At 67.2% G+C, this 26,360-nt stretch carries 24 protein-coding genes; 9 read left to right on the forward strand and 15 right to left on the reverse strand.

What is annotated here, in order from left to right:
• Nucleotides 1-50 precede the first annotated feature (50 nt).
• The gene (locus ACAG25_RS11530) at nt 51-218 is read left to right on the forward strand and encodes a hypothetical protein (RefSeq protein WP_370488549.1); all 168 of its coding nucleotides are present in this window, start codon (nt 51-53) and stop codon (nt 216-218) included.
• Nucleotides 218-1,657, forward strand: coding sequence for a trehalose-6-phosphate synthase (locus ACAG25_RS11535; RefSeq protein ID WP_370488550.1), 1,440 nt, complete (start codon nt 218-220; stop codon nt 1,655-1,657). The genes ACAG25_RS11530 and ACAG25_RS11535 overlap by 1 nt, the downstream gene beginning before the upstream one ends.
• Here the strand turns inward: ACAG25_RS11535 and ACAG25_RS11540 are convergent.
• The 10 genes from ACAG25_RS11540 to ACAG25_RS11585 all read right to left on the reverse strand — a co-directional run bounded on the left by ACAG25_RS11540 (nt 1,539) and on the right by ACAG25_RS11585 (nt 11,833).
• Entirely contained in the window at nt 1,539-2,978 is a 1,440-nt protein-coding gene (locus ACAG25_RS11540) for an MCE family protein (RefSeq protein ID WP_370488551.1), read from the reverse strand. The genes ACAG25_RS11535 and ACAG25_RS11540 overlap by 119 nt on opposite strands.
• Nucleotides 2,975-4,150, reverse strand: a complete 1,176-nt coding sequence (locus ACAG25_RS11545; protein ID WP_370488553.1) for an MCE family protein — start codon at nt 4,148-4,150, stop codon at nt 2,975-2,977. Before ACAG25_RS11545 ends, ACAG25_RS11540 begins: the two co-directional genes overlap by 4 nt.
• Entirely contained in the window at nt 4,147-5,535 is a 1,389-nt protein-coding gene (locus tag ACAG25_RS11550; RefSeq protein WP_370488555.1) for an MCE family protein, read from the reverse strand. The genes ACAG25_RS11545 and ACAG25_RS11550 overlap by 4 nt, the downstream gene beginning before the upstream one ends.
• The gene (locus ACAG25_RS11555) at nt 5,532-6,590 is read right to left on the reverse strand and encodes an MCE family protein (protein WP_370488557.1); all 1,059 of its coding nucleotides are present in this window, start codon (nt 6,588-6,590) and stop codon (nt 5,532-5,534) included. The genes ACAG25_RS11550 and ACAG25_RS11555 overlap by 4 nt, the downstream gene beginning before the upstream one ends.
• On the reverse strand, nt 6,583-7,569 hold the full coding sequence (locus ACAG25_RS11560; protein WP_370488749.1) for an MCE family protein: 987 nt from the start codon (nt 7,567-7,569) through the stop codon (nt 6,583-6,585). The genes ACAG25_RS11555 and ACAG25_RS11560 overlap by 8 nt, the downstream gene beginning before the upstream one ends.
• Nucleotides 7,570-7,616: 47 nt before the next feature.
• Nucleotides 7,617-8,819, reverse strand: a complete 1,203-nt coding sequence (locus tag ACAG25_RS11565; protein ID WP_370488559.1) for an MCE family protein — start codon at nt 8,817-8,819, stop codon at nt 7,617-7,619.
• Nucleotides 8,820-8,840: 21 nt separating this feature from the next.
• Nucleotides 8,841-9,683, reverse strand: coding sequence for an MlaE family ABC transporter permease (locus ACAG25_RS11570; RefSeq protein ID WP_370488560.1), 843 nt, complete (start codon nt 9,681-9,683; stop codon nt 8,841-8,843).
• Nucleotides 9,680-10,444, reverse strand: a complete 765-nt coding sequence (locus ACAG25_RS11575) for an MlaE family ABC transporter permease (RefSeq protein ID WP_370488561.1) — start codon at nt 10,442-10,444, stop codon at nt 9,680-9,682. The genes ACAG25_RS11570 and ACAG25_RS11575 overlap by 4 nt, the downstream gene beginning before the upstream one ends.
• Nucleotides 10,445-10,719: 275 nt before the next feature.
• Nucleotides 10,720-11,628: a 3-oxoacyl-ACP reductase gene (locus ACAG25_RS11580; protein WP_370488562.1), complete on the reverse strand. Its 909-nt coding sequence runs from the start codon at nt 11,626-11,628 to the stop codon at nt 10,720-10,722.
• A gap of 13 nt (nt 11,629-11,641) precedes the next feature.
• Entirely contained in the window at nt 11,642-11,833 is a 192-nt protein-coding gene (locus ACAG25_RS11585) for a ferredoxin (protein ID WP_370488564.1), read from the reverse strand.
• Between the two features lie 159 nt (nt 11,834-11,992).
• On the opposite strand from ACAG25_RS11585, the gene ACAG25_RS11590 reads away from it, so the two are divergent.
• The 4 genes from ACAG25_RS11590 to ACAG25_RS11605 are packed head-to-tail and all read left to right on the forward strand — an operon-like array spanning nt 11,993 to nt 17,445.
• Nucleotides 11,993-13,171: an acyl-CoA dehydrogenase family protein gene (locus ACAG25_RS11590; RefSeq protein ID WP_370488566.1), complete on the forward strand. Its 1,179-nt coding sequence runs from the start codon at nt 11,993-11,995 to the stop codon at nt 13,169-13,171.
• Nucleotides 13,172-13,186: 15 nt separating this feature from the next.
• On the forward strand, nt 13,187-14,287 hold the full coding sequence (locus tag ACAG25_RS11595) for an acyl-CoA dehydrogenase family protein (RefSeq protein WP_370488567.1): 1,101 nt from the start codon (nt 13,187-13,189) through the stop codon (nt 14,285-14,287).
• A gap of 6 nt (nt 14,288-14,293) precedes the next feature.
• Nucleotides 14,294-15,802: a long-chain-fatty-acid--CoA ligase FadD17 gene (gene fadD17 / locus ACAG25_RS11600; protein WP_370488569.1), complete on the forward strand. Its 1,509-nt coding sequence runs from the start codon at nt 14,294-14,296 to the stop codon at nt 15,800-15,802.
• A 26-nt stretch (nt 15,803-15,828) separates the two neighbouring features.
• Nucleotides 15,829-17,445 (forward strand): AMP-binding protein, encoded by a 1,617-nt coding sequence (locus tag ACAG25_RS11605; protein WP_370488750.1) that lies wholly within the window; start codon nt 15,829-15,831, stop codon nt 17,443-17,445.
• Here the strand turns inward: ACAG25_RS11605 and ACAG25_RS11610 are convergent, their stop codons facing one another.
• A complete protein-coding gene (locus ACAG25_RS11610) occupies nt 17,446-18,567 on the reverse strand; it encodes an NAD(P)H-dependent flavin oxidoreductase (protein WP_370488571.1) in 1,122 nt (373 codons plus the stop codon).
• Nucleotides 18,567-20,219, reverse strand: a complete 1,653-nt coding sequence (locus tag ACAG25_RS11615; protein ID WP_370488572.1) for an acyl-CoA synthetase — start codon at nt 20,217-20,219, stop codon at nt 18,567-18,569. The genes ACAG25_RS11610 and ACAG25_RS11615 overlap by 1 nt, the downstream gene beginning before the upstream one ends.
• A 70-nt stretch (nt 20,220-20,289) precedes the next feature.
• On the opposite strand from ACAG25_RS11615, the gene ACAG25_RS11620 reads away from it, so the two are divergent.
• Entirely contained in the window at nt 20,290-21,096 is an 807-nt protein-coding gene (locus ACAG25_RS11620; protein WP_370488574.1) for a crotonase/enoyl-CoA hydratase family protein, read from the forward strand.
• A gap of 93 nt (nt 21,097-21,189) precedes the next feature.
• Here ACAG25_RS11620 and ACAG25_RS11625 read toward each other — a convergent pair whose 3' ends face one another.
• From ACAG25_RS11625 to ACAG25_RS11635, 3 genes are all read right to left on the reverse strand, one after another.
• Nucleotides 21,190-22,401 carry a cytochrome P450 gene (locus ACAG25_RS11625; protein WP_370488576.1) on the reverse strand — a complete coding sequence of 404 codons (1,212 nt, stop codon included), beginning with the start codon at nt 22,399-22,401 and terminating at the stop codon, nt 21,190-21,192.
• Nucleotides 22,398-23,093 (reverse strand): acetoacetate decarboxylase family protein, encoded by a 696-nt coding sequence (locus tag ACAG25_RS11630; RefSeq protein ID WP_370488751.1) that lies wholly within the window; start codon nt 23,091-23,093, stop codon nt 22,398-22,400. Before ACAG25_RS11630 ends, ACAG25_RS11625 begins: the two co-directional genes overlap by 4 nt.
• A 101-nt stretch (nt 23,094-23,194) precedes the next feature.
• Complete coding sequence (locus ACAG25_RS11635; RefSeq protein WP_370488578.1) at nt 23,195-24,226, reverse strand: LLM class F420-dependent oxidoreductase; 1,032 nt, start codon at nt 24,224-24,226, stop codon at nt 23,195-23,197.
• A gap of 70 nt (nt 24,227-24,296) precedes the next feature.
• Here ACAG25_RS11635 and ACAG25_RS11640 point away from each other — a divergent pair, with 70 nt between their 5' ends.
• Nucleotides 24,297-25,289, forward strand: a complete 993-nt coding sequence (locus ACAG25_RS11640) for a Zn-ribbon domain-containing OB-fold protein (protein ID WP_370488579.1) — start codon at nt 24,297-24,299, stop codon at nt 25,287-25,289.
• Nucleotides 25,290-25,302: 13 nt separating this feature from the next.
• The gene (locus ACAG25_RS11645; protein ID WP_370488580.1) at nt 25,303-26,358 is read left to right on the forward strand and encodes a thiolase domain-containing protein; all 1,056 of its coding nucleotides are present in this window, start codon (nt 25,303-25,305) and stop codon (nt 26,356-26,358) included.
• The last annotated feature ends 2 nt before the right edge of the window (nt 26,359-26,360 follow it).

Below are 26,360 nucleotides of genomic sequence, written 5' to 3' on the forward strand. Positions count from 1 at the left end.
CGGAGGCACACCGCCCGAGGCCCACCCCGGAGTTGTCTAAAGTTGAGGTCATGCCTGCGAAATCTGATCCGGCCGCAGACCTGGCCGACGTGGAACCGATCGCCGACAGCACCGAGCGCCAGGCCCGACGCGTCGTGGCCGCCTACGCCACCGACGCCGACGAATGCCGGGTGTTCCTGTCGATGCTCGGCATCAACCCGGGCAAGCTCGACGCGTAATGAGCACCCAGGGCAGCGCCGACTTCGTCGTGGTGGCCAATCGGCTGCCTGTGGACATGGTGCGACTGCCCGACGGCACCGTTGAGCCGCGGCGCAGCCCGGGCGGCCTGGTCACGGCGCTGGAGCCTCTGCTGCGCCGCCGCCGCGGCGCCTGGGTCGGCTGGGCCGGTGTGCCGCACGATCCCGGCGACCCCGACACCGAGACGCCCATCGCGGACGACGACATGGTCCTGGTGCCGGTCCGGCTGTCCGCCGAGGATGTCGCCGAGTACTACGAGGGCTTCTCCAACGCGACGCTGTGGCCGCTCTATCACGACGTCATCGTCAAACCCGTCTACCACCGGGAGTGGTGGGACCGCTACGTCGACGTCAACCGGCGCTTCGCCGAGACCACGGCCGCCACCGCCGCCGAGGGCGCCACGGTGTGGGTGCAGGACTACCAGCTGCAGCTGGTCCCCAAGATGCTGCGCATGCTGCGGCCCGATCTGACCATCGGCTTCTTCCTGCACATCCCGTTCCCGCCGGTCGAGCTGTTCATGCAGATGCCGTGGCGCCGGGAGATCATCGAAGGCCTCCTCGGCGCGGACCTGGTCGGATTCCACCTGCCCGGCGGTGCCCAGAACTTCCTGATCCTGGCGCGGCGCCTGCTCGGCGCCAACACCTCGCGCGGCAACGTCGGGGTGCGGTCACGCTTCGGCGAGGTGCAGCACGGCTTCCGCACCGTCAAGGTCGGCGCGTTCCCGATCTCGATCGACTCCGCCGAACTCGACCAGCAGGCCCGCAGCCGCAAGATCCGTCAACGCGCCCGCGTGCTGCGCGCCGAACTGGGAAACCCGCGCAAGATCCTGCTCGGCGTGGACCGGTTGGATTACACCAAGGGCATCGACGTGCGGATGCGCGCGTTCTCCGAACTCCTTGCCGAGGGCCGCATCGACCGTGAGGACACGGTACTGGTGCAGTTGGCCACGCCCAGCCGGGAACGCGTGGAGAGTTACATCGTGATGCGCGAGGACATCGAGCGCCAGGTCGGCCACGTCAACGGCGAGTACGGGGAGGTCGGCCACCCCGTGGTGCACTACCTGCACCGGCCGATCCCGCGGGAGGATCTGGTCGCCTTCTTCGTCGCCGCGGACGTGATGCTGGTGACGCCGTTGCGTGACGGCATGAACCTCGTCGCCAAGGAGTACGTGGCCTGCCGCAGCGACCTGGGCGGGGCGCTGGTGCTCAGCGAGTTCACCGGTGCGGCCGCCGAACTGCGGCAGGCCTACCTGACCAACCCGCACGACCTGGAGGGCGTCAAGAACGCGATCGAGGCTGCGCTCACCCAGTCGCCGGAGGAAGGGCGCCGGCGGATGCGTGCGCTCCGCCGGCAGGTGCTGGCCCACGACGTGGATCGGTGGGCGCGCGCCTTCCTCGACGCGCTGGCGACGCAGGAGTGAGTCTCAGATCGGCGTGATGTAGTCGATCAACCATCTGCCGTCGATCTTGCGGTAGTCGACGCGCAGCCGGCTTCCGTCGTAGACGGGTTTGCCGCCCTTCTCCGTGACGGTGCGGTTCATATACACCATCACCGATGCCGCGGTCCGTTGTGCGTCGAGCACACCGGCGCCGACGAGTCGGCGCCCGCTTACCCGGGAACTCCTGGCACGGGTAGTTGCGCGCACCACGCACCACGCTCGGATCGTTGTGCGGCACTTTGCAGTACAGGTCGGTCGGCAGTTCACGCACGGTGGTGTCGGCCGGCGAGCGGATCTGCGTCGGCGGGATGAAGCCCACCGAGCACGGCGGCGGGTCGCCGAGGTCGATCTTGAAGTCGAGCTTGCCGCCCTCGTCGCCGGGCACCCCGCCACCGACGGTGAGCAGCGCGGCGAACAGTGCCGGGAAGATCACCAGCGACTGCTCGATCGACTTGCGGTAGATGACGCCCACGCGACCGGCGTTGGCCAGGTTGGCAGCCAGCATCGGGAACGACGGCCGGATGCCGGTGAACGTCTCGTTGGCGACGTCGATGGTGCCGGGCGCGGTCTGCAGCGTCGTCCGAAGCTGCGGGTCGGCGTTGGCGACCTCGGTGGTCAGGCGGGCCAATCCGTCGGCCAGCGACCGGATGTCGTCGCCGCTGCGGATCTGCGCGGCCAGCAGCGGACCGGCCTGGTCGATCAGCTGCTCGACCGGTTCGTAGTTGGCGTTGGCCTCGTCGACCAGAAGGCGCGCCGACTCGATCATCCGGGCCAGCTCGGGACCCGAGCCGTTGAACGCGGCGAACGACTCGCGCAGCAGGTCCTGCAACCCTGTGTTGCTGATGTTGGTGACCAGCGCGTCGGCCTCGTCGAGCAGGCCCGCGATGTCCTGCCCGATCGCGGTGCGGTCCAACCCGATGTCGGCCCCGTCGGCGAGCATCTCCTGGTCGATCACATCGTCGGGCGGCACCAGGTCGATGTACTGCTCGCCGATGGCCGACATGCTCTTGACGGTGGCGGTGACGTTCGCCGGCACCGGGGTGCCACTGTTGAGACGCATCCGCGCCACCACGGCGTCGTCGGTCAGGCCGACCGACTCGACCCGGCCGATCGTCACGCCCCGGTAGGTGACGTTGGCGTTCTGGTAGATGCCGCCACCGGCGGCGAAGTTGGCGGTGACGTTGTAGACGCCGATGCCCAAGGCGGCCGGCACCTGCAGGTAGAACACCGCGGTGATCCCGACGGTGATGACGGTGACGAGCGCGAAGATCCCGAGTTGTACGCGCGTGAGGCGATCGATCATCGCGGTGGCTCCCCTCCGGCCGGTCCCGGTGGGATCTTGAACGGGTCGGCTGCCTGACCCGACAGGTTGGCCATCGAGCCGATCAGGAAGTCGGGCGGGTTGATGATCTCGTCCATCCGCTTCATGTTCGGGTCCAGGCCCAGTGACGTGGTGAAGATCGACTCGCCCACCCGGCGCAGGGTGAGGTCGAAGGTGGTGAACACGTTGAGGTAGTCACCACGCACGGCACGCTTGATGTTCTTGCTGACGAACGGGAACGTCGGCAGCAGTTGCAGGTCCTTGACCAACGCCGACCGGTTCTCGCTGAGTTCCTTGACGACCGGGTACAGGCTGACGAGGTCGGCGGTGAAGTCGTCCTTGGTCTGCGACAGCATCCGCGAGGCCACCTCGGCGAAGCTGCGCAACGCCGCGAACGTGTCGACGATGTTGGCGCGGTTGTTGTTGAGCACTTCCAGCGCGCCGGGCAGCGTGTCGAGGGTGCGGCCCAGACTGTCCTTGCTGTCGGCCAGGATGCCCGCGAAACGGTTGAGGCCCTCGGCCGCGGCGATGATGTCGTCGGTCTGTTCCTGCAGGGACGCGGTCAGCTCGGCCAACCGGGGCACCAGATCGGTGAAGCTGTCCCGTCGACCGGCGACCGCGGCGTAGGCCTCGTCGGTGATGTCTTGCAGCGCACCGAGATTGCCCTTGTTGACCACCACTCCCAGGGAGGACAGCACCTCCTCGGTGGTCGGGTAGCGGCCCGCGCGGTCGATCGGGATGTGCGCTCCCTCGCCGAGGCGCCCCACCGGGCGCTCGCCGACAGGTGCGGCCAACTCGACGTGCTGGGAACCCAGCAGCGAGGTCTGGGCGACCCGTACCCCGGTGTTCTCGGGCAGATTGACGTTGCCCTGCAACGACAATTGGACGGCGGCGTAGAACGTGCCATCGGGGCGTTGCACGGCGTCGATACCCGAGACGCTGCCCACCGTGACGTCGTCGACCATGACCGGCGAGTTCTGCGGCAGCGTCGCGACGTCGGGCAATTCGACGGTGATGGTGAACGACTCCGGGCCGTGCCCTGCGGTGCCGGGCATGTTCAGCGAGTTCAGGCCGCCGAACTGACAGCCCGCCAGCAACGCGGCGCCACTGGTGATGGCGACGGTGCGTAGTGCCCACCGGGTGCGGACGGTCATCGCTGTCCCTCCTCACCTGGCAGCGGCACCGGGCCGGGGGCGGCGCCGGGCTGACCGTGCGCGGCACCGGCTTCCGGCGCCGACGGGGCGGCACCGTCGGATTTCGGCAGGAAGAACGTGGCCAGGTCGGCGTCGATCGGTACCTCCGGGGGCGTCACGCCGGGCGCGTTCTGCCACTGCAGGTACGGCACCGGCGTCCTGGCCTTGGCCTCGGTCTCCGGGGTGTCGTAGATGATCTGGCCCTTGTAGGCGGTGATGCTGTTGATCGGGTGGAACATCACCGGCGGGTAGTTCATCGTGATGCGCTTGAGCACCGGTCCCATGCGCTGGCGACAGATCTCGGCGCGCTTGTAGTTGTCGGTCGACGTGGCGGCATCGAATGTGCCGCCGCAGATGAACTGCACGGGGTTGGCGAAGTTCGGCAGGGACAGCACGCCGCCGACGGTGCCCTGGGCCGGGTTGTAGATGTTGTAGAAGTTGGCCAGCCCGTTGGGCGCGATGTGCAGGATCTGCTCGATGTCGTCGCTCTGCGCGGTGAGCAGATTGGTGAAGTCGGTGAGGCGGTTGACCTGCCCGATGAGGGCCTCGTTGTGCTCACCGAGGAATCCGCGGACATCGCCGAGCGCCTGATTCAGGGTGCCGAGGGTGGCGTCGAGGCCCGAGGCGCTCTCGGCGAGCACCTGCGACACCGACGCGACGTGGTTCGTGAACTGCACGATCTGCTCGTTGCTGTTCGACAGCGCGTCGACGAGGACCTGCAGGTTACGGATGGTGCCGAAGATGTCGGTCCGCGAGTCGCCGAGCCGGCCCGCGGTCTGCGACAGCTCACGCAACGCGTCGCGGAACGAGTCGCCGTTGCCGTCGAAGGTGTCGGCGGCCTGGTTGACGAACTCGGAGATCGGTCCCTGCACCTGCCCCTGTCGGGGCCCGAGCTCCTCCGCCAGCGCGGTCAATTGCTCTTTGACCTCGTCCCATTCGACCGGAACCGCGGTGCGGTCCAGCCCGATGGTGGCGCCGTCGGGCAGCGCCTGGCCCCCGGTGAACGCGGGAGTGAGCTGAATGAACCTGGCCGACACCAGGTTCGGTGCGACGATCAGCGCCTTGGCGTTCTCGGGCACCTGGATGCCGTGGTCGAGGGTCATCGTGATGCGCACGTCGGTGGCCCGCGGGTCGATGGCATCGATCTTGCCGACCGGCACCCCGACGATGCGAACCTCGTCACCGGGGTACAACCCGACCGCGGTGGTGAAGTGGGCGACGATCTTGGAGCCCGTGCGGGTGGGCCAGACGAGGAACACCCCGACGGCGAGCACGGCAACCAGCAGCAGCGCCAGCGAGGTGCGGACCGCGCGGCTGCGTGTGTTGATCTTGTCGGTGATGCTCATGGTGACTTCGGCCTGAGGATGAAGCGCTCGGAGATGTATCCGCGCAGCAGGTCGGAAAGGCTGTCGGGCAGCTTGCCCGGCTGGAAGTAGGTGTCCAGCAACACCTCCGCGATCGGGGCGGGCGGCAGGCCGTACAGGTTGATCTGGAAGCCCGGTGCCGAACCGACCACCTCACCGAGCGCGGTCGCGTACGGCGGCAGCCGGCGCAGTGCCTCGCTGATGTGTTCGCGCCGCTCGAGCAGGTTGTCCAGCACGGCGTTGAGGCGCTGCAACGCGGGACCGAACTCGCGGCGGTTGTCGGCGACGAAACCGGAGAGCTGTTCGGAGACATCGTCGATACCGGCGATCAGCCGCGACAACGCCTGGCGCCGCTCGTCGAGGGCGGCGAAGAGCAGGTTGCCGTCGGTGATGAGTTGGTTGACCTGACCGGAACGGGCGGCCAGGGTGTCGGAGACCCGCTTGGCGTGCCCGAGCAGCTGAGCCAGCGCCTCGTCGCGCTTGTTGAGCGTGCGGGACAGGTCGGCGATGCCGTCCAGCGCGCCGCGCAGCTGCGGGGTGGCGTCGCGCAACGAGTCGGTCAGCGTCCGCAGGGCCTGCTCGAGTTGCGGCTTGTCGAGTTCGGCGGTGTTACCGCCGAGGTCCTGCAATGCGGTGTTCAGGGTGTACGGAGTCGTGGTGCGGCCCAACGGGATCACCGTGGATTCACCACCGCCCTTGGGCGTGACCGCCAGCGACTTCTCCCCCAACACCGTGTCGGTCTTGATCGCCACCAACGACTGGTCGCCCACGGCGATGTCGCGTTTGACCGTGAAGGTGACCTTGGCCGCGTCGCCGGCCAGCGCGACGTCCTTGACGCTGCCGACCGTGATGCCCGAGACGTTGACGTCGTTGCCCGGCGTGATGCCGCCGGCGTCGGCGAAGAAGGCCTGATAGGTCTTGCCCTGAGGGAAGAACGGCAGGCTGGTGTAGCCGAACGACACGATCACCAGGCAGGCCACCAGCGCGATGCCGAAGATGCCGGTGCGCAACGGATTCGAACTCTCGGTGCTAGCCATTCTCCGAACACCTCCCCTTCGACGGGTCCGGCGGTCCACCGAACGGGATCAGCAGGTCGCTGCCCGCGGGACCGTTGATCTTGATGCGTGTCGAGCAGTAGAAGATGTTGAAGAACGAACCGTAGGCCCCGAGTGCGTTGAGCCGCAGGTAGTTCTCGGCCAGAGGTTCGATGACCTCGTTGACCTCGGCCTTGCGTTCGTCGAGCTCCTCGGCCAGCGGGCGCACCTGTTCGATGACCCCCTGCAGTGGCCGCCGCGATCCGGCCAGCATCTCGGTCAGGTCGTTCTCGGCGGTGGCCAGCGGTCCGATCGCACCCGCGATCGGGTCGCGTCCCTCACTCAAGCCGGTGATCAGCTGCTGCAGCCGGTCGACGCTCGCGTCGAACTCGGCGCTCCGCTCGTCGACGGTCGACAGCACCGTGTTCAGGTTGGTGATCACCTCACCGATGAGCTGATCCCGTGCCGCGAGGTTCTGACTGAACGCACTGGTGCTGGCCAGCATGCTCGACAGCGCTCCACCCTGGCCCTGCAGCAACTCGATGACCGCACCGGACAGCTCGTTGACCTTCGACCCGTCGAGGCCCTTCACCACGGGGCGCAACCCGCCCAGCAGCGCATCGAGGTCCAGCGCCGGTGCCGTGTTGTCCTTCGGGATCGTCGAACCCGGCGGCAGCTTGCGCAATTCGCCCGGCCCCGAGGTGATCTCGAGGTAGCGGTCGCCGACGAGGTTCTCGTAGCGGATGACCGCGCGGGTGGAGGTGTAGAGCTGGTAGCGCTTGTCGATGTCGAAGCCCACGTCGACGGTGTTGTCCGGGTTGAGGGCCACCTCGGTGACCGAACCGACGGGCACACCGGCGATCCGGACGTCCTGTCCGGTCTTCAGCCGCGATGACTCGGAGAACGTGGCCCGGAACGAGTTGCTCGAGGCGAACCGGAACTCGCCGAACACGACGATCAACCCGGCGCCCACCAGGGCCATCACCAGGGTGAAGATCGAGACACTGATCAGGTTGCGACGGTGGTCCACTAGAAATCATCCCGTTCCGCGAACGCCCCATTGAACAGGAACTGCAGCGTCGACGGTGCGTCGAACTGCAATTCGGTGTTGGGCTGATACGGCACGTAGGCGTTGTCGGTGACCAGGAACGGTGCCCGGTACCACGACCCGCCGTACTGCTTCGACGGCATGTTCGGCAAGCCACGGCAGTTCGGCCCGCCGGTGGCGTTGACGATCGGCAGACTCTCGGGATACGTGTACGCCGGCGAGCCGGGGATGAAGTTCGAGGACGTGAACAGCCCGGGGCGGGTGCCGCCGATGATCGGGCCGAACCGGTCGATCGCGAGATCGATGGCCTGCAGCAGACATCCGTACTCCGGCGAGTAGTCACCGAGCACCTTCAGAGGTACCCGCAGGCGCTGGATGGCGGCGATGTAGTCGTCGGCACCGGGCTCCAAGGTGGCGGCGCCGTTGTTGGCCAGGCCGGTGGCCGCCAGCAGCGTGGTGTTCAGGTTGTCCTGCTCTTCGACGACCGTCCGGGCGATCGACGGTGCGTTGTCGAGGATTCGGGCCAGGTCGGCGCCGGCGTCGCCATAGATGCCGGCGACGACCGCCGTCTGGCGGATGTCCTCGCGCAGCGTCGGGAGCTTCGGATTCAGTTGCGACAGGTAGTAGTTCAGGCCGGCCAGCAGCGCACCCAGATCGTCACCGTTGCCCCGCAGTCCCTCTCCGAGCGCGGAGATCGTCGCGTTGAGATTGATCGGATCGATCTTCTCGAGCAGGTCGGTCAGGTTCTGGAAGAGCGTGTTGACCTCGAGTTGGACATGGCGGGCCGCCACCTCGGTGCCGGGGCGCAGCGACTCCCCCGAGGTCTGCTCCGGCGGCAGGAACTCCACCGACTTGGCGCCGAAGATCGTGGTCCCGCCGATCCGTACGCCCGCGTTCTCCGGGATGTAGCGCAGGTCGGCCCGGTTGATGGCGAGCGTCAGCTTGGCGTCGCGGCCCGCATACTCGATCGACTCGACCTTGCCGACCTGGATGCCGCGGTACTTGACTTTCGCGTCCCGTTCCATCACCAGGCCGGCCCGGGGCGAGAGCACGGTGACCTTGTCGGTCGGGGTGAACGCGGCGGTGTAGGAGAGGTAGGTGAAGACCACGGCGGCGAGCACCACGGCAGCCAGGATCGCCGCAGCGATCCTGACGTGGCTGCGCTTGGCGTCACCGTCGGACATGGTCTCTGTTCCCTGCCTTCCTCAGCCGGAGAGGTTGAAGTTGCCGGACGCGCCGTAGACGGCGAGCGAGATGAACAACACGATGGTCACGACCACGATCAGCGAGGTGCGCACGGCCTGACCCACAGCGATGCCGACGCCCACCGGCCCGCCGGAGGCGTTGTAACCGTAGTAGGTGTGCACCAGCATGACCGCGACGGCCATCGCGACGGCCTGCAGGAACGACCACAGCAGGTCGCTCGGGTTCAGGAACGTGTTGAAGTAGTGGTCGTAGAGGCCAGAGGACTGGCCGTTGATGTAGACGGTGGTGAAGCGGGCCGCGAAGAACGCTGAGAGCACCGACAGCGCATACAGCGGAACGATCGCGATCAGCCCGGCGACGATGCGGGTGGACACGAGGTACGAAACCGCGTGCACCGCCATGGCTTCCACGGCGTCGATCTCCTCGGCGACGCGCATCGCACCCAACTGTGCCGTGGCTCCGGCGCCGATGGTCGCCGCCAGCGCGATGCCCGCGATCACCGGCGCGACGATGCGCACGTTCAGAAACGCCGAGAGGAAGCCGGTCAGCGCCTCGATACCGATGTTGCCCAGCGACGAGTAACCCTGCACGGCGAGCACACCGCCCGACGCCAGCGTCATGAACGCCGCGACCCCGACGGTTCCGCCGATCATGATCAGCGCGCCGGTGCCCATCGACATCTCGGCGATCAAACGGATGGTTTCCTTGCGGTACCGGGTGATCGCGTTGGGGATGTAGCGGAACGTCTCGCCGTAGAACAGTGCCTGCTCACCGATGGTGTCGACGACCTTCGGCACGCCGCGCAGCATGCGGCGGAAGCGCAGGGTGGCGTCGTAACTCATGCGTCCAACACCCGGACCCCGACCGCGGTCATGATCACGTTGATCACGAACAGACAGATGAACGCATAGACCACGGTCTCGTTGACCGCGTTGCCCACGCCCTTCGGGCCGCCCTTCACCGTCAGACCGCGGTAGCAGCCGACCAACCCGGCCACCACCCCGAACAGCAACGCCTTGACCTCCGCGAGGATCAGCTCGGGCAGTCCGGTCAACACGGTCAGACCGTTGATGAACGCGCCGGGGTTCACGCCCTGCAGGAAGACCGAGAACACGTAGCCGCCCGACAGCCCGATCAGGCACACCAGCCCGTTGAGCAGCAGGGCCACGAACGTCGAGGCCAGCACGCGGGGTACGACGAGACGCTGGATGGGATCGATGCCCAGCACCCGCATGGCATCGATCTCCTCGCGGATGGTGCGCGCACCGAGGTCGGCGCAGATCGCCGTGGCGCCGGCGCCGGCCACGACGAGCACCGTCACCACCGGACCGAGCTGGGTGATCGTGCCGAATGCGGTGCCCGCGCCCGAGAGGTCGGCGGCGCCGATTTCGCGCAACAGGATGTTGAGCGTGAACGAGACCAGCACCGTGAACGGGATGGCGACCAGCAGGGTCGGCACCAGGGAGACCCGGGCGATCATCCACGTCTGGTCGAGGAATTCGCGGAACTGGAATGGACGCCGGAAAGTCTTGACGAAAGTGTCCAGAGACATTTCGACGAACCCGCCCACGGCCCGCGCCGGCGCCGCAAGCTGTTCGATCAAGTCGGCTCCGTTCTCAAGGGCAGGGTCCCGTGTGGACAGGTCGTCGAGGGCTCAACCGTGGCGAACAACCGCAAACCGCCCGCCCGTACCGCCTCCCCACCCCGGCCGGATGCGCCGCTCTCCGTGAGCCGGATCATACTAACTAGAACGTGTTCACGGTGTCAAAGTCACCCATTGTGACAGAGTTGGTAATATCTGCGCATGTCAACGGCATTGTGACCCAGGTCATTCTAGAACGTGTTCTACCCGATTAAGGCGGCCCGGGGACGTCACGGTCAGTCCGGGTCACCCAGTCCCATGGCGGCAGAGAAACTCCGCTCGGGATCACGGTTAGCAAAGTAATTGGTCAGCGTGTCAGACAGCGCTGTCGGGTCCCAGGCATCCCCTTCGGCGCTGAACTGACGCTCCGCGGTCGGCGCGGCGAGCAGCGTCACGGTCGGACCATAGACGATGAACAACTGTCCGTTGACCGCTTCGCTGGCCGGCGAGGCGAGGAACCGCACCAGGTTGACGACGTGCTCGGGCGACAGCGGGTCGACCGCACCCTCGGGCAGCTCGGGCGCGTCACCGAAGACCCCGGCGGTCATCGCGGTCCGGGCGCGCGGGGCGATCGCATTGGCGCGTACACCGAACCGGTGCAGCGCACGGGCCGCGGACAGCGTCAACGCGGTGATCCCGGCCTTGGCTGCGCCGTAGTTCGGCTGGCCCACGGGGCCGGACAGACCTGCCTCCGACGACGTGTTGATGATCCGGCCGTAGACCTGACCGTCTGCTTCTTTGGCCTTGCTGCGCCAGTAGGTCGCCGCGTTGCGGGTCAGGAGGAAATGCCCGCGCAGGTGCACCGCGATGACCGCGTCCCACTCCTCGTCGGACATGTTGAACAGGATCCGGTCGCGGGTGATGCCGGCGTTGTTGACGACGATGCTCAACCCACCGAGGCCGTCGGCGGTCTCGACGAGCTCGTCGGCGGTGCTGCGCTCGCTGATGTCACCGGCGACGGCGACACCCTTCGCTCCCGCAGCCGCGATCTCGTCGAGGACGTCGGAGGAGTCGAGTGCGGGTGCGATGTCGTTGACGACGACGGTGGCGCCGGCGCGGGCCAGGCCCACGGCTTCGGCACGGCCCAGGCCGGCGGCGGCACCGGTGACGACGGCCACGCGGCCGGACAGATCGATCTGGCTCAATTTACGAAGACCTCTAGTCGTGTCGGATCAGGGCAGCTCGGGGGCACTCGTGGACCGACTGTTCGGCCAGGTCCTCCTGGTCGGCAGGAACCGGGTCGGCTTTGACCACGGCGTAGTCGTCATCGTCGAGCTCGAACAGGTCGGGCGCAATTCCGACGCACACCGCGTTGCCCTCGCAGCGGTCACGGTCGACTTCCACTCGCATGGTTCCTCCTGTCGGTGGTCCGAGCTCGGCGGGCATCCAGTGTGGCACCACCCTGGACCCCAAGACTAGAACGTGTTACAACCGGGGAACCGCTGAGGTAGCCCTATCCCCTCGACGGCGCCCATCGGACAAGGCTTGCAGAGTAGTGAGGACGGCGCGATGCGAATCGGCTACACCCCTGAGCAGGAGGAGCTTCGCCGCGAGTTGCGCGCGTACTTCACCAAGCTCATGACGCCCGAGCGTGCCGAGGCGCTGGCGAGCAACGACGGTGAGATCGGACGCGGCAATGTCTACCGCGAGACCGTCGCGCAGATGGGCAAGGACGGCTGGCTCACGCTGTCGTGGCCCAAGGAGTTCGGCGGGCAGGCTCGCCCGCCGATGGACGGGCTGATCTTCAACGACGAGGCAGCGATCGCCAACGTCCCCGTGCCGTTCCTGACCATCAACAGTGTGGCGCCGACGATCATGGCGTTCGGCACCGAGGAGCAGAAGAAGTTCTATCTGCCGCGCATCGCGTCGGGTGATCTGCACTTCTCCATTGGGTACTCCGAGCCCGGCGCAGGCACCGACCTCGCGGCGCTGCGGACGACCGCGGTGCGCGACGGCGACGACTACGTCATCAACGGCCAGAAGATGTGGACGTCGTTGATCGCCTACGCCGACTACGTCTGGTTGGCCGTGCGCACCAATCCCGAGGCCAAGAAGCACCGCGGTATCTCGATGCTGATCGTCCCGACCACGGCCGAGGGCTTCTCGTGGACGCCGGTGCACACCATGTCCGGCGTGGACACCAGCGCCACCTACTACCAGGACGTGCGGGTGCCGGTGGGCAACCTGGTCGGCGAGGAGAACGCCGGCTGGAAGCTGGTGACCAACCAGCTCAACCACGAACGCGTCGCCCTGGTGTCGGCGCAGCCGATCTTCGTCGCGCTCGACGGGGTGCGCGAGTGGGCGCAGAACACCAAGGACGCACACGGCAAGCGGTTGATCGACTCACAGTGGGTGCAGATGAACCTGGCGCGCGTGCACGCCAAGGCCGAGGTGCTCAAGTTGATCAACTGGGAGCTGGCATCCACCGAGGCCGCGCCGTCTCCGGCCGACGCGTCGGCGGCCAAGGTGTTCGGCACCGAACTGGCCACCGAGGCCTACCGCCTGCTGATGGAGGTGTTGGGCAGTGCCGCGACGCTGCGGCCCGACTCCAAAGGCGCACTGCTGCGCGGACGCGTCGAACGCATGCACCGCTCCTGCCTGATCCTCACGTTCGGTGGCGGCACCAACGAGATCCAGCGCGACATCATCGGCATGGTGGCGCTCGGCCTACCCCGTGTGAACCGGTAAGAATCGAGGACTTCCATGGACTTCAACAGGCCCGAATCCGCCGATGACATCGGCGGTCTGGTACGCACCATCACCGAATCGGTGTGTACACCTGAACATCAGCGTGAACTCGACGGCCTCGAACAACGCGTCGACCGCGCATTGTGGGGCAAGTTGATCGACGCCGACATCCTGTCGGCTGCGGCACCGGAATCCCTGGGCGGCGGCGGTTTCGGCGTCGTGGAACAGGTCGCGGTTCTCGAGTCGCTGGGACGTCAGATGGCTGCCGTGCCGTATCTGGAGTCCGTCGTCGTCTCCGCTGCTGCGCTGGCCCGGTTCGGTCCCGACGAGCTCGCGCAGCAGTGGGCCGCGCCTGCGGTGCGGGGCGAGAAGATCCTGACCGTGGCCCTCGACGGTGATCCCGGTGAGGGTCCGGTACGCGCTGCGGCCGCTGACGGTGGGTTTCGCCTGAGCGGGACCCGCACCCAGGTGCCGTTCGGTCCGGTGGCCGACGCGTTCCTGGTTCCCGCCGAAACCGACCGTGGAGTCGAGATTTTCGTCGTTTCGGCCGGCGATGCGGGGGTGAGTACCGAAGCGTTGTCGGTGACCGGCCGCAGCAGCGTCGGTCATCTGACGCTCTCGGACGTCGAGGTCGGCTCCGATCGCCTGCTCGGCGGCGGCGCGGCGGCGCTGGAGTGGCTCGCCACGCACTATCGGTTGGGGCGCAGCGCTTTCCAACTCGGGGTGGTCGAACGTGCGCTGGAACTGACCGCGTCCTATGCCCGTGAGCGCGAACAGTTCGACCGCCCGATCGGCAGCTTCCAGGCCGTATCGTCGCGGCTGGCCGACGGTTACATCGACACCAAGGCGCTGCGGCTGACCGTGACGCAGGCAGCCTGGCGGTTGTCGGAGGGTGTGGCGGCCGACGTCGACATCGACACAGCGGCGTTCTGGGCCGCCGAAGCCGGCCACCGCGTGGCGCACACCGCGGTCCATGTGCACGGCGGTGTCGGCATCGACATGGATCACCCGATCCACCGGTACTTCCTCGCCGCCAAGCAGACCGAGTTCGCCATCGGCAGTGCCACAGGGGCGCTGCTGCGCATCGGCACCGAGCTGGCCGACACACCGGTCTGACCGACGGTGGACCAACCCACCGTCGCCTCGTTGCTGGCGCCACTGGCTGACGTCGACGACCGAGGCGTGCACTTCGTCGACGACGACGCGGTGACATGGTCGTCCTGGCGGGATCACATCCGCGACGGGGCAGCCCTGGCGGCGCTGCTGCGATCACGTCTGGATCCGGACCGACCCCCACACGTGGGGGTGCTGTTGGGCAACACCCCGTTCTTCGGCACCATGCTGGTTGCGGCCGCGCTGTCGGGCATCGTGCCGGTCGGATTGAATCCGACCCGGCGGGGAGCGGCGCTGTCCCGCGATGTCGAGCACGCCGACTGCCAGCTGGTGCTCGCCGACCGTCACGCGCCGGGGTTCGGTGGGGCACTCGATGTCGAATCCCCCGATTTCGCAGCCGAACTCGATTCACACCGCGACGCTCCCGTGAAGTTCCGCAGGGCCGACCCCGATGACCTGTTCATGCTGATCTTCACCTCGGGTACCAGCGGGGACCCGAAGGCCGTGCGCTGCACGCACGAGAAGGTGGCATTCCCCGGGACGATGCTGGCCGAGCGCTTCGGTCTCGGCCCGTCGGACACCTGTTACCTGTCGATGCCGTTGTTCCACTCCAACGCGATCATGGCCGGCTGGGCGCCCGCGGTGGCCGCCGGCGCGTCGATCGCATTGCGCCGCAGGTTCTCTGCGTCGCAGTTCTTTCCCGACGTCCGGCGGTTCGGCGCAACCTATGCCAACTATGTCGGCAAGCCCCTGTCCTACATCCTGGCCACGCCGGAGCGCCCCGACGACGCCGACAACCCGTTGCGGATCGCGTACGGCAACGAAGGGGCGCCGCGCGACCTCACCCGCTTCGCGCAGAGGTTCGGCGTCCGGGTCGTCGACGGGTTCGGCTCCAGCGAGGGCGGGGTGTCGATCGCCCGCACACCCGACACCCCCGAGACAGCACTGGGACCCTTGGCCAACGGGGTCACCATCGTCGACGTCGACACCGGTGCCGAATGTCCGCCCGGCGTCGTCGGCGAACTGGTCAACACCGCCGGGCCAGGCCAGTTCCGCGGTTACTACCGCGATCCCGAGGCGGAGGCGGAGCGGATGCGCGGGGGCGTGTACCACAGCGGCGACCTAGCCTACCGCGACGAGAACGGCTTCGCGTACTTCGCGGGACGGCTGGGCGACTGGATGCGGGTCGACGGTGAGAACCTGGGCACGGCGCCGATCGAGCGGATTCTGTTGCGCCATCCCGACATCACCGAGGTCGCGGTGTATCCGATCCCCGACCCCGCGGTGGGTGATCAGGTGATGGCCGCACTCGTCCTGCGTGACGACGCGACCTTCGATGCCGAGGCCTTCACCGAATTCCTGGCAGCACAGTCGGATCTCGGCCCCAAGCAGTGGCCGTCCTACGTGCGGGTGAGCTCCGCGCTGCCCCGCACCGAGACGTTCAAGGTGATCAAGCGCCAGCTCACCGCCGAGGCCACAGGGTGCGCGGATCCGGTGTTCGAGATCCGGCGACCGTGACCGCCCGACGCGCCGACATCGCCGCCATGCTCCTCGACCGGGTCGGCGACGATCATCCGGGGCTGCGCACCCGCGAGCAGACGTGGACATGGGACGAGGTGGTGGCCGAATCGGCCGCCCGCGCAGCACTGGCCACCGCGCTGCAAGCCGAATCCTTCGCTGCGGCACCGTTTCACATCGGCGTCCTGCTACCGAATGTGCCCGATTTCGTGTTCTGGCTGGGCGCCGGCGCTCTGGCCGGCGCCACGATCGTCGGCCTCAACCCGACGCGCGGCGCGGCCGATCTGGCCGCCGACATCCGCCACGCCGACTGTCAGCTCATCGTCACCGACACCGACGGCGCGAAACGGTTGGCCGGACTCGACCACGGCCTGCCGTCGACGCACATCCTGTGCATCGACGACGACTCCTACGGCACGCTGGTCGAGCGGCACAGAGCGGACCCACGGCAAGTCGCCGGGGTAGACACTGATTCGCTTCTGCTGCTGTTGTTCACCTCCGGAACCACCGGAACATCCAAAGCGGCCAAATGCAGTCAGGGCCGCTTGGCGCGCATCGCCTATGCGGCAACCGACAAGTACGGACATCACCGCGGCGATGTCGACTACTGCTGTATGCCGCTGTTCCACGGCAACGCGATCATGGCGCTGTGGGCACCCGCCCTGGCCAACGGCGCCACGGTGTGCCTTACCCCCGCGTTCTCGGCGTCCGGATTCCTTTCCGATGTCCGATATTTCGGAGCGACGTTCTTCACCTACGTCGGCAAGGCGCTGGCCTACCTGCTGGCCACCCCGGAACTGCCCGATGATGCGGACAACCCGCTGACCCGCGGCTTCGGCACCGAAGCCTCACCTGAAGACCAACGCGAGTTCCGGCGGCGGTTCGGTGCCCGACTGTTCGAGGGCTACGGTTCCAGCGAGGGTGGCGCGGTGGCCGTGCCGGACCCCGAAGCGCCGCCGGCGGCGCTGGGACGGCCGGCCCACTCCGGCGTGGTCATCGTCGACCCGCAGACACTGCGACGTTGCCCGACAGCTGTTCTCGACGAATCGGGTCGTGTCCTCAATGCCGATGAGGCGGTCGGCGAGATCGTGGATCAGCGCGGCGCAGCCCAGTTCGAAGGTTATTACCGCAACGAGGTCGCCGACGCCGAGCGCACCCGCAACGGCTGGTACTGGTCGGGCGATCTGGGTTACATCGACGGTTCCGGGTTCTTGTACTTCGCGGGCCGGCGCGGCGACTGGCTGCGGGTCGACGGCGAGAACATCTCGGCGCTGAGTATCGAGCGCGTGGTACGTCGTCATCCGGCGGTCATCGCCACGGCCGTCTACGGTGTGCCCGATCCGCGTTCAGGCGACCAGGTGATGGCCGCGGTAGAAGTCCCCGACCCCGAATCGTTCGACGTCGACGAGTTCGCGGTGTTCCTGGCTGGCCAGAAAGATCTGGGAAGCAAGGGTTTTCCGCGGCTGCTGCGCGTGTCGGCGCGCCTGCCCGCCACGGGGTCGAACAAGGTGCTCAAACGTGATCTGCAGGCGCAGCGCTGGCACACCGAGGAACCGGTGTACCGCTGGGCCGGTCGGGACCGCCCACAGTACCGACTGTTGACGGCCGCCGACCTCGACGAGTTCGACGCGCAGCCGCGCTAGTCAGTTCCCGCGGATGCCGTCGAGGCGCCGGGTGGCTTTCTCGAATCCGCTGACCAACTCGGCGATGATGTCGGCGACGGGACGGATCTCGTTCATGCGGCCGACGATCTGCCCCACCGGCATGGCCACTGTGGTCGGATCCGCGGACTGGCTCATCCGCTGATGGGCCTCACTGACCAGAATGTTCTGCAGGGGCATCGGCAACGGCTCGGGTGCGCCCTCGGCGTCCCACGCGTCGGTCCAGCGGCTCTTGAGCAGCCGGGCCGGTTTTCCGGTGTAGATCCGGCGGCGCACGGTGTCGGCGGAGGTGGCCTTGAGCATGGCTTCCTGGATCACCGAACGGCCCGACTCCAGCCGCACCCCGAGGTCGTACTCGGCGGAGGTCAGAAATGCCGAGCCCATCCAGACGCCCTGCGCGCCGAGGGCCAGCGCGGCGGCGACCTGGCGGCCGGTGCCGATACCGCCTGCGGCGAGCACCGGAGCCTTGCCGTCGAGGGCGTCGACGATCTCCGGCCACAGCACCATCGAACCGATCTCGCCGGTGTGTCCGCCGGCCTCGTGGCCCTGGGCCACCACGATGTCGACGCCGTTCTCCACATGGCGCAGCGCATGTTTCGGCGAACCGGCCAGCGCCGCCACAGGCACACCGGCGGCGTGGACCTGGTCGATGACGTCCTTGGGCGGGGAGCCCAGCGCGTTGGCGATCAGCTTGATCGGGTGCTTGAGCGCGACCTCGACGTGGCTGCGGGCAACCGAATGCAGCCATCCCAGAACGCCTTCGGAGCGTTCGTCGTCCTCGGGCAGCGGCGGCACGCCGAGGTCGGCGAGCGTCTTGTCGACGAACTCGCGGTGCTCGGCCGGGATCAGCTTGTTGATGTCGACAGAGGTGCCTTCGGTCGGCACCTTGGCCGGCATCACGATGTCGACACCGTAGGGCTTGCCGTCGGTGTTCTCGTCCATCCACTGCAGGACGTTCTCGAGGTCATCGGCGTCGTTGAACCGCACGCAGCCGAGCACACCGAGCCCGCCGGCCTTCGACACCGCGGCGGCGACCTTCTCCGACGGGGTGAAGACGAAGATCGGGTACTCGATGCCGAAGCGCTCGCAGAGTTCGGTACGCATCAGGATTTCGCTCCTACATGTTTGGCGCTGACGTCGTCGGCCGGGCGTTCCTCGGTGGTGTCCTTGGCCCAGCGGTAATCCGGCTTGCCTGCGGGTGAACGCTTCACCTCGTCTACGTACCAGAGGCTGCGCGGCACCTTGTATCCCGCGATCTCCTTGCGTACGAAGGCGTCGAGTTCGGCCAGCGTCGGCCGGGTGCCGTGGCGCGGCTGCACGACCGCGGCCACGTGCTGACCGAAGCGCGGGTCGGGCACGCCGACCACGAGCGCGTCGAACACGTCGGGGTGGCCCTTCAGCGCGGCCTCGACCTCTTCGGGGTAGATCTTCTCGCCGCCACTGTTGATCGAGACCGACCCGCGGCCGAGCATCGTGACGCTGCCGTCCTCCTCGACGGTGGCGTAGTCACCCGGGATGGCGTAGCGCACGCCGTTGATGGTTCGGAAGGTCTCGGCGGTCTTCTTTTCGTCCTTGTAGTAGCCGACCGGGATGTGTCCGCGCTTGGCAATCACGCCGCGCACCCCACTGCCGGGCTTGACCTCGTTGCCGTCGTCGTCGAGCACGACGACGTTCTTGTCGATGGTCACACGCGGGCCGCCGGTGTGCGACTGGCCCTTGGCGACCACGCTGCTGCCGCCGAAACCTGTCTCCGACGAGCCGATCGAGTCGGTGATGATGCGGTTGGGCAGCAGCTCGAGGAACTTCTCCTTGAGGCTGGTGGAGAACAGCGCCGCAGTGCTGGCCAGTAGGAACAGACTCGACAGGTCGTACTGCTTGCCCTCCTCCTGGTGCTCGAGCAGCGTGTCGAGCAGGGGGCGGGCCATCGCGTCGCCGGTGAAGAACAACAGGTTCACCTTGTGCTTGTCGATGGTCTCCCAGACCTCTTCGGGGTCGAACTCGGGCACCAGCAACGTGGTCTGCCCGGCGAACAGCGCCATCCAGGTGGCCGACTGCGTCGCACCGTGAATCATCGGCGGGATCGGGTAGCGGACCATGGGACCGTTCTCCACCGCCTGCTTGGCCAACCCGTACTCGTCGGCGATCGGCTCGCCGGTGGCGAAGTCGGTGCCGCCGAACAGAACTCGGTAGATGTCCTCGTGGCGCCACATCACGCCCTTGGGGAATCCGGTGGTGCCACCGGTGTAGAGCAGGTAGATGTCGTCCTCGCTGCGCGGACCGAAGTCGCGCTCCGGGGAGCCCTGCGCCAGGGCGGCGTTGAACTCGACGCCCCCGTAGCGCTGGTAGTCCTCGTCGGTGCCGTCTTCGATGACCAGCACGGTCTTCACCGCCGGTGTCTCGGGCAGCACGTTGGCCACCCGGTCGGCGTAGCGGCGCTCGTGGATCAGCGCGACCATGTCGGAGTTGTCGAACAGGTACTTCAGCTCGCCCTCGACATAGCGGAAGTTGACGTTGACCAGGATGGCGCCGGCCTTGATGATGCCCAGCATCCCGATGACGATCTCGATGCGGTTGCGGCAATACAGCCCGACCTTGTCGTCCTTCTTGATGCCCTGGTCGAGCAGGTAGTGCGCCAGGCGGTTGGCCTTCTCCTCCAGCTGCGCATAGGTCAACGTCTCGTCACCCGAGATCAGGGCGACACGGTCAGGCACGGCGTCGATGGCGTGCTCGGCGAGATCCGCAATGTTCAGAGCCACGGCTCTAAATTAGAACGTGTTACATTTCGAGACAAGTCCGTGGCATCGGCGCTGGAAGGCGGATCAATTCGTGAGCGACGCACAGAACTCGGAAAAGGGTCCCGACGCCCTGGTTGAACAGCGGGGACACACACTCATCGTCACAATGAACCGGCCGGAGAAGCGCAACGCGCTCTCTGCCGAGATGATGGCGATCATGGTCGAGGCCTGGGATCGCGTCGACTCCGACCCCGAGATCCGCAGCTGCATCCTGACCGGCGCCGGCGGGGCCTTCTGCGCGGGCATGGACCTCAAGAAGGCCGACAGCCAGTCGCCCGGCGACTCGTTCAAGGGCGGATTCGACCCGACCAAGATCCCGGCGTTACTGAAGGGCCGTCGGCTGACCAAGCCGCTGATCGCGGCGGTCGAGGGCGCCGCGATCGCAGGCGGCACCGAGATCCTGCAGGGCACCGACATCCGCGTGGCGGGCGAGAGCGCGAAGTTCGGCGTCTCCGAGGCCAAGTGGAGCCTCTACCCGATGGGCGGCTCAGCGGTCCGGCTGGTCCGGCAGATCCCGTACACGATCGCGTGCGACATCCTGCTGACCGGACGCCACATCACCGCGGCCGAGGCCAAGGAGTTCGGCCTGATCGGCCACGTGGTCCCCGACGGTCAGGCGCTGACGAAGGCGCTCGAGATCGCCGAGATCATCAACGGCAACGGCCCCCTCGCCGTGCAGGCGATCCTCAAGACCATCCGCGAGACCGAGGGCATGCACGAGGAAGAGGCCTTCAAACCCGACACCGCCAACGGCATCCCGGTGTTCCTCTCCGAGGACTCCAAGGAGGGTCCGAAGGCGTTCCTGGAGAAGCGCAAGCCGGTCTGGAAGCTGAAGTAGGCCGCTGGTGGGGGCCACCCGCAACGGAATTGCATTCCAGCAGCGATAGTTCGAGTGCGGTCCTGCTGGAATGCAATTCCGACGACGGGTGAGCTAGGCGTTCACCTTTGCGCTGGGCGTGAACACGACCGGCATGCTCTCCAGGCCCGATACGAAGTTCGCCGGACGCAATGGCAGCATGGCGTCGTCGGCCAGCCGGAGGTCTGGGAGCCGCTCGAGCACCTTCGTCAGCATGATCTTCAATTCCAGCCGTGCCAGCTGGTTGCCCAGACAGAAATGGGTGCCGAACCCGAACGCCAGGTGACTGTTCGGGTTGCGGTGGATGTCGAACTCGTCGGGGTTGTCGAATGCGGTCTCGTCGAAGTTCGCCGACTCGAACATCAGCATGATCTTCTCGCCCGACTTGAGGGAGGTGCCGTGGAACTCGGTGTCGGCGGTCAGGGTGCGGCACATGTTCTTCACCGGAGAGGTCCAGCGCAGCATCTCCTCGATGGCGCTGGGCAGCAGGTCCTTGTCGGCCACCACCTGCTGCCACTGATCCTGGTGCCGCAGAAGCTGTTCGGTGCCGCCCGAGAGTGTGTGGCGGGTGGTCTCGTCGCCGCCGATGAGGATCAGCAGGGTCTCGAAGACGATCTCGTCGTCAGACATCCGCTGGCCCTCGACCTCGGAGTTGCACAGCACCGAGAACAGGTCGTCACGCGGGTTGGCGCGCCGATCCGCGATGACATCCATGGTGAAGGCGGTGTAGGCCGCGAAGGTGTCCATCAGCATTTTCACGGTGTCGTCGTCGACGTGCGAGCTGAGTCCGCACACCAGGTTGTCCGACCACTCGAGCAGCTTCTCGCGCTCCTCGGGCAGCACGCCGAGCATGTCGCCGATCACCGCCATCGGCAGCGGCGCGGCGATGTCGCGAACGAAGTCGCACTCCCCGCGCTCGCACACCGCATCGATGAGCGTGTCGCACAGCGCCTCGATCGACGGCAACCGGTCCATCACCCGCTTGCGGGTGAAGCCGGCGTTGACGAGCTTGCGCCGCAACAGATGTGCGGGATCGTCCATGTCGATCATGTACGGCATACCGGGCTGGTCCGGCCGGATGCCGCCGGTCGACGAGAACAGCTCCGGATTGCGCTCGGCGTCGAGGACGGCCTGGTAGGTGGTGGCGGCAGCCTGACCGTTGCGGTCGCGGAACACCGGCTGGTGGGCCCGCATCCACTTGTAGGCTTCGCGGGCCGCGCGGCCGTCAGCGTAGAACCGGCCGTCGGCGAGGTCGACATCGAGCACGGCGGGGGTGGTGGTGGTCATCGCTCTCCTACGATTCGGGCGTCACCGAAGGTCATGTCGACGTTGGCCGCCGAACTCGACACCAGGGCACGTTTGGGAAAGCCTAGGGAAGCCAGCTCGGCGGCGTAGGGATGTTCGCCGAGCCGAACCGAAACTCCGCCCGGTCGGTAGCGCACACCCGAGAGCACCATCTGCCCCGGCGTCTCGCGGACGACGCCGTCGAGGCACGAATACGTCGAATGCACCTGCGGCCGCGACGTCAGCGCCGCCGGCGTGGGCAGCCCGGGCGCGAAATCCATGGCGATGACGAACTTTCCGTCGATCGTCACGTCGAAGCCGAAGTGCCTGCCGTTGCGGACCGTAAAGTCAGCCATCACCTTCGGATAGCCCCAGATCGTGCGACCCGCCTCGAGGGTGAAGGACTGGTCGACGGGCAGGTGGTGGACGAATGCCCCGGCCGACTGCAACGCCTTCATACCGCTGGCGCCCGGGTTCTCGGGCGGATTGACCATCACGTTGGTGCCGTACTCGTAATACTGGCCGAGGTCGGTGTCCTCGTAGCGCATCAGCATCAGCACCACCAGCGCGCGGCGGTTGCCGGGACCGAACCGGCACACCCGCAGCCCGCTGTAGTCGATCATCCGCTGGGCGGCGTCGGCGTCCACGACGAACATCGCGGTGTGCTGGTGGGCCGTGCGGACGCGCACCGGCATCGTCAGGGTGGTTCCTGCGATCAGGTGTTGGGAAGTGGCATCGGTCACACGCCCAATCTAGATCGCCACTAGACACCCGGCAAGCAGGTGTCTAGTCGCAGCTACACGAGTGCCGCGAGGTCGCGGATCTGCTCCGGCGAGCGTGCGCCGACGACCATCATCGTCACCCCGGAGGCCTCCCAGGCCTTGATCTGCTCCTGGACGTAGGCCAGGTCGCCGACGATCGCCGAGTCATCGACCAGCTCGTCGGGTACGGCCTTCGCGGCTTCGTCCTTGCGGTCACTGCGGAACAGGCGGGTGACGTCATCGACCACCTCCGCGTACCCCATCCGTCGGTACACGTCGGCATGGAAGTTGGTGTCCTCAGCACCCATCCCACCCATGTAGAGCGCCAGGTGCGGCTTCATCAGCTTCATGATCTCGGCGCGGTCGTCGGTGACGACGACCTGCGCGGTCGCGCAGATCTCGAAGGTCTCCCGGGTGTGCCGGGCGCCGGGACGTGCGAAGCCCTCGTCGAGCCACTCGTTGTACATCGTCGCGATGCGCGGCGAGTAGAAGATCGGCAACCAGCCGTCGCAGATCTCGGCGGCCAGCGCGACGTTCTTGGGCCCTTCGGCGCCGAGCATCACCGGGATGTCGGCACGCAGCGGATGGGTGATCGGCTTGAGATTCTTGCCCAGACCGGTGGTGCCCTCACCGGTCAGCGGCAGCGGGTAGTGCGGGCCGTCGCTGCGCACCGGAGCCTCACGCGCCCACACCTGCCGCAGGATGTCGATGTATTCGCGGGTGCGTGCCAGCGGCTTCGGGAACTTCGCGCCGTACCAGCCTTCGACCACCTGCGGCCCGGACACGCCGAGCCCGAGGATGTGCCGGCCACCGGAGAGGTGATCCAGCGTCAGCGCGGCCATCGCGCACGCGGTCGGCGTGCGGGCCGACAGCTGCACCACCGACGTGCCCAACCGCATCCGGCTGGTTTCGCGGCCCCACCACGCCAGCGGCGTGAACGCGTCCGAGCCCCAGGCCTCGGCGGTGAACACGGTGTCGAAGCCGACCTCCTCGGCGGTGGCGACCAGTTCGGCGTGGTTCGTCGGCGGCTGCGCGCCCCAGTACCCCAGCTGCAAGCCCAACTTCATCCGATCCACCTTCCCTGCAAGCCACAACCGTGCCTTGAAACCATTCTTAGAACCTGTTCTACTCGTTGCCGTGACCACCAGCCAAAGCAGCCCGGTGCAGATCGATCCCCATGAACCGCCTCTTTCCGCGCCGCTGAAGCTCGCCTTCGACTACACCCGTTCGGTCGGACCCCTCCTGTCGGAGTTCTTCACCGCGCTGCGGGAGCGGCGCATCGTCGGCGTCCGTGGCACCGACGGCCGCGTGCACGTTCCACCGGCCGAGTACGACCCCGTCTCCTGGGAGCAGTTGAGCGAGATCGTACCGGTGTCCAGCGTCGGAACCGTGGTGTCGTGGACGTGGCAGCCCGAGCCGCTCGAGGGGCAACCGTTGGACCGCCCGTTCGCGTGGGCGCTGATCAAGCTCGACGGCGCCGACACGCCGCTGCTGCACGCCGTGGCAGCCGATGGACCGGACGCGATCAGCACCGGCGCCCGGGTGCATGCGCACTGGGTCGAGGAGCCCCAGGGCGCGATCACCGATATCGCATACTTCGCGCTCGGTGACCAGCCTGAGGAGATCCCGTCGCCGGCCGAGGGCCTGGATCCGGTGACCATGCTGGTGTCGCCGAGCGCGATCGAGATCCAGCACACGGCGTCCAAGCCGGAGAGCACGTTCCTGCGTGCGCTGCAACAGGGCAAACTCGTTGGCGCGCGCACCGGCTCCGACGGCAAGGTGTACTTCCCTGCGAGAGAGGCGGATCCGGCCACCGGTAAGCCGCTCGATCAGTTCATCGAGCTGTCCGACAAGGGCACGGTGACCACGTTCGCGATCATCAACATCCCGTTCGCGGGGCAGCGCATCAAGCCGCCGTACGTCGCGGCCTACGTCCTGCTCGACGGCGCCGACATCCCGGTACTGCACCTGGTCTCCGACATCGACGCCGAGCAGGTCCGCATGGGCATGCGGGTACAGGCCGTCTGGAAGCCGAAAGACCAGTGGGGTCTGGGCATCGACAACATCGAGTACTTCCGGCCGACGGGCGAGCCCGACGCCGACTACGACACCTACAAGCATCACCTGTAGAGACAGGACCACCATGACCGATGTTGCAGTAGTCGGGTTTGCGCACGCACCGCATGTGCGCCGCACCGACGGCACCACCAACGGCGTCGAAATGCTGATGCCGTGTTTCGCGTCCATCTACGAAGACCTCGGAATCACCAAGGCCGACATCGGCTTCTGGTGTTCGGGGTCCTCGGATTACCTTGCCGGCCGGGCGTTCTCGTTCATCTCCGCGATCGACTCGATCGGTGCGGTACCGCCGATCAACGAATCCCACGTCGAGATGGACGCCGCGTGGGCGCTGTACGAGGCCTACATCAAGATCCTCACCGGCGAGGTCGAGACCGCGCTGGTGTACGGGTTCGGCAAGTCCTCGGCCGGCACGCTGCGCCGGGTGCTGGCGCTGCAGACCGACCCCTACACCGTCGCGCCGCTGTGGCCCGACTCGGTGAGCATGGCCGGATTACAGGCCCGCTTCGGCCTGGACTCCGGCAAGTGGACCGCCGAGCAGATGGCGCAGGTCGCGCTCGACGCGCAGGCCGCGGCCCCGCGGGTGGACCGACTGGAGTCCGGCAGCAGCGTCGAGGAACTCCTCGCGCAGCCCTACTTCGCCGAACCGCTGCGTCGCCACGACATCGCTCCGATCACCGACGGCGCGTCGGCGATCGTGCTGGCCGCCGGCGACCGCGCCCGCGAACTGCGCGAGAACCCGGCCTGGATCACCGGTTTCGAGCATCGCATCGAAACCCCGGTCCTCGGCGCGCGGGACCTGACGTCCTCACCGTCGACGGCGGCGTCGGCGCAGGCGGCCACCGGCGGGGACACCGCCTCGATCGAGATCGCCGAACTCTACGCCCCGTTCTCCCATCAGCAGCTGATCCTCACCGAGGCGATCGGCCTGCCGGAGAGCACGAAGATCAACCCGTCCGGCGGCGCCCTGGCCGCCAACCCGATGTTCTCGGCAGGACTGGAACGCATCGGCTTCGCGGCACGCCACATCTTCGACGGCGCCGCCTCGCGGGTACTGGCCCATGCGACGAGCGGCCCTGCGCTGCAACAGAATCTGGTGGCCGTGTTGGAGGGCAAGTAGCG

The organism is Mycobacterium sp. pV006, from assembly GCF_041287115.1.
GTDB lineage: Bacteria > Actinomycetota > Actinomycetes > Mycobacteriales > Mycobacteriaceae > Mycobacterium.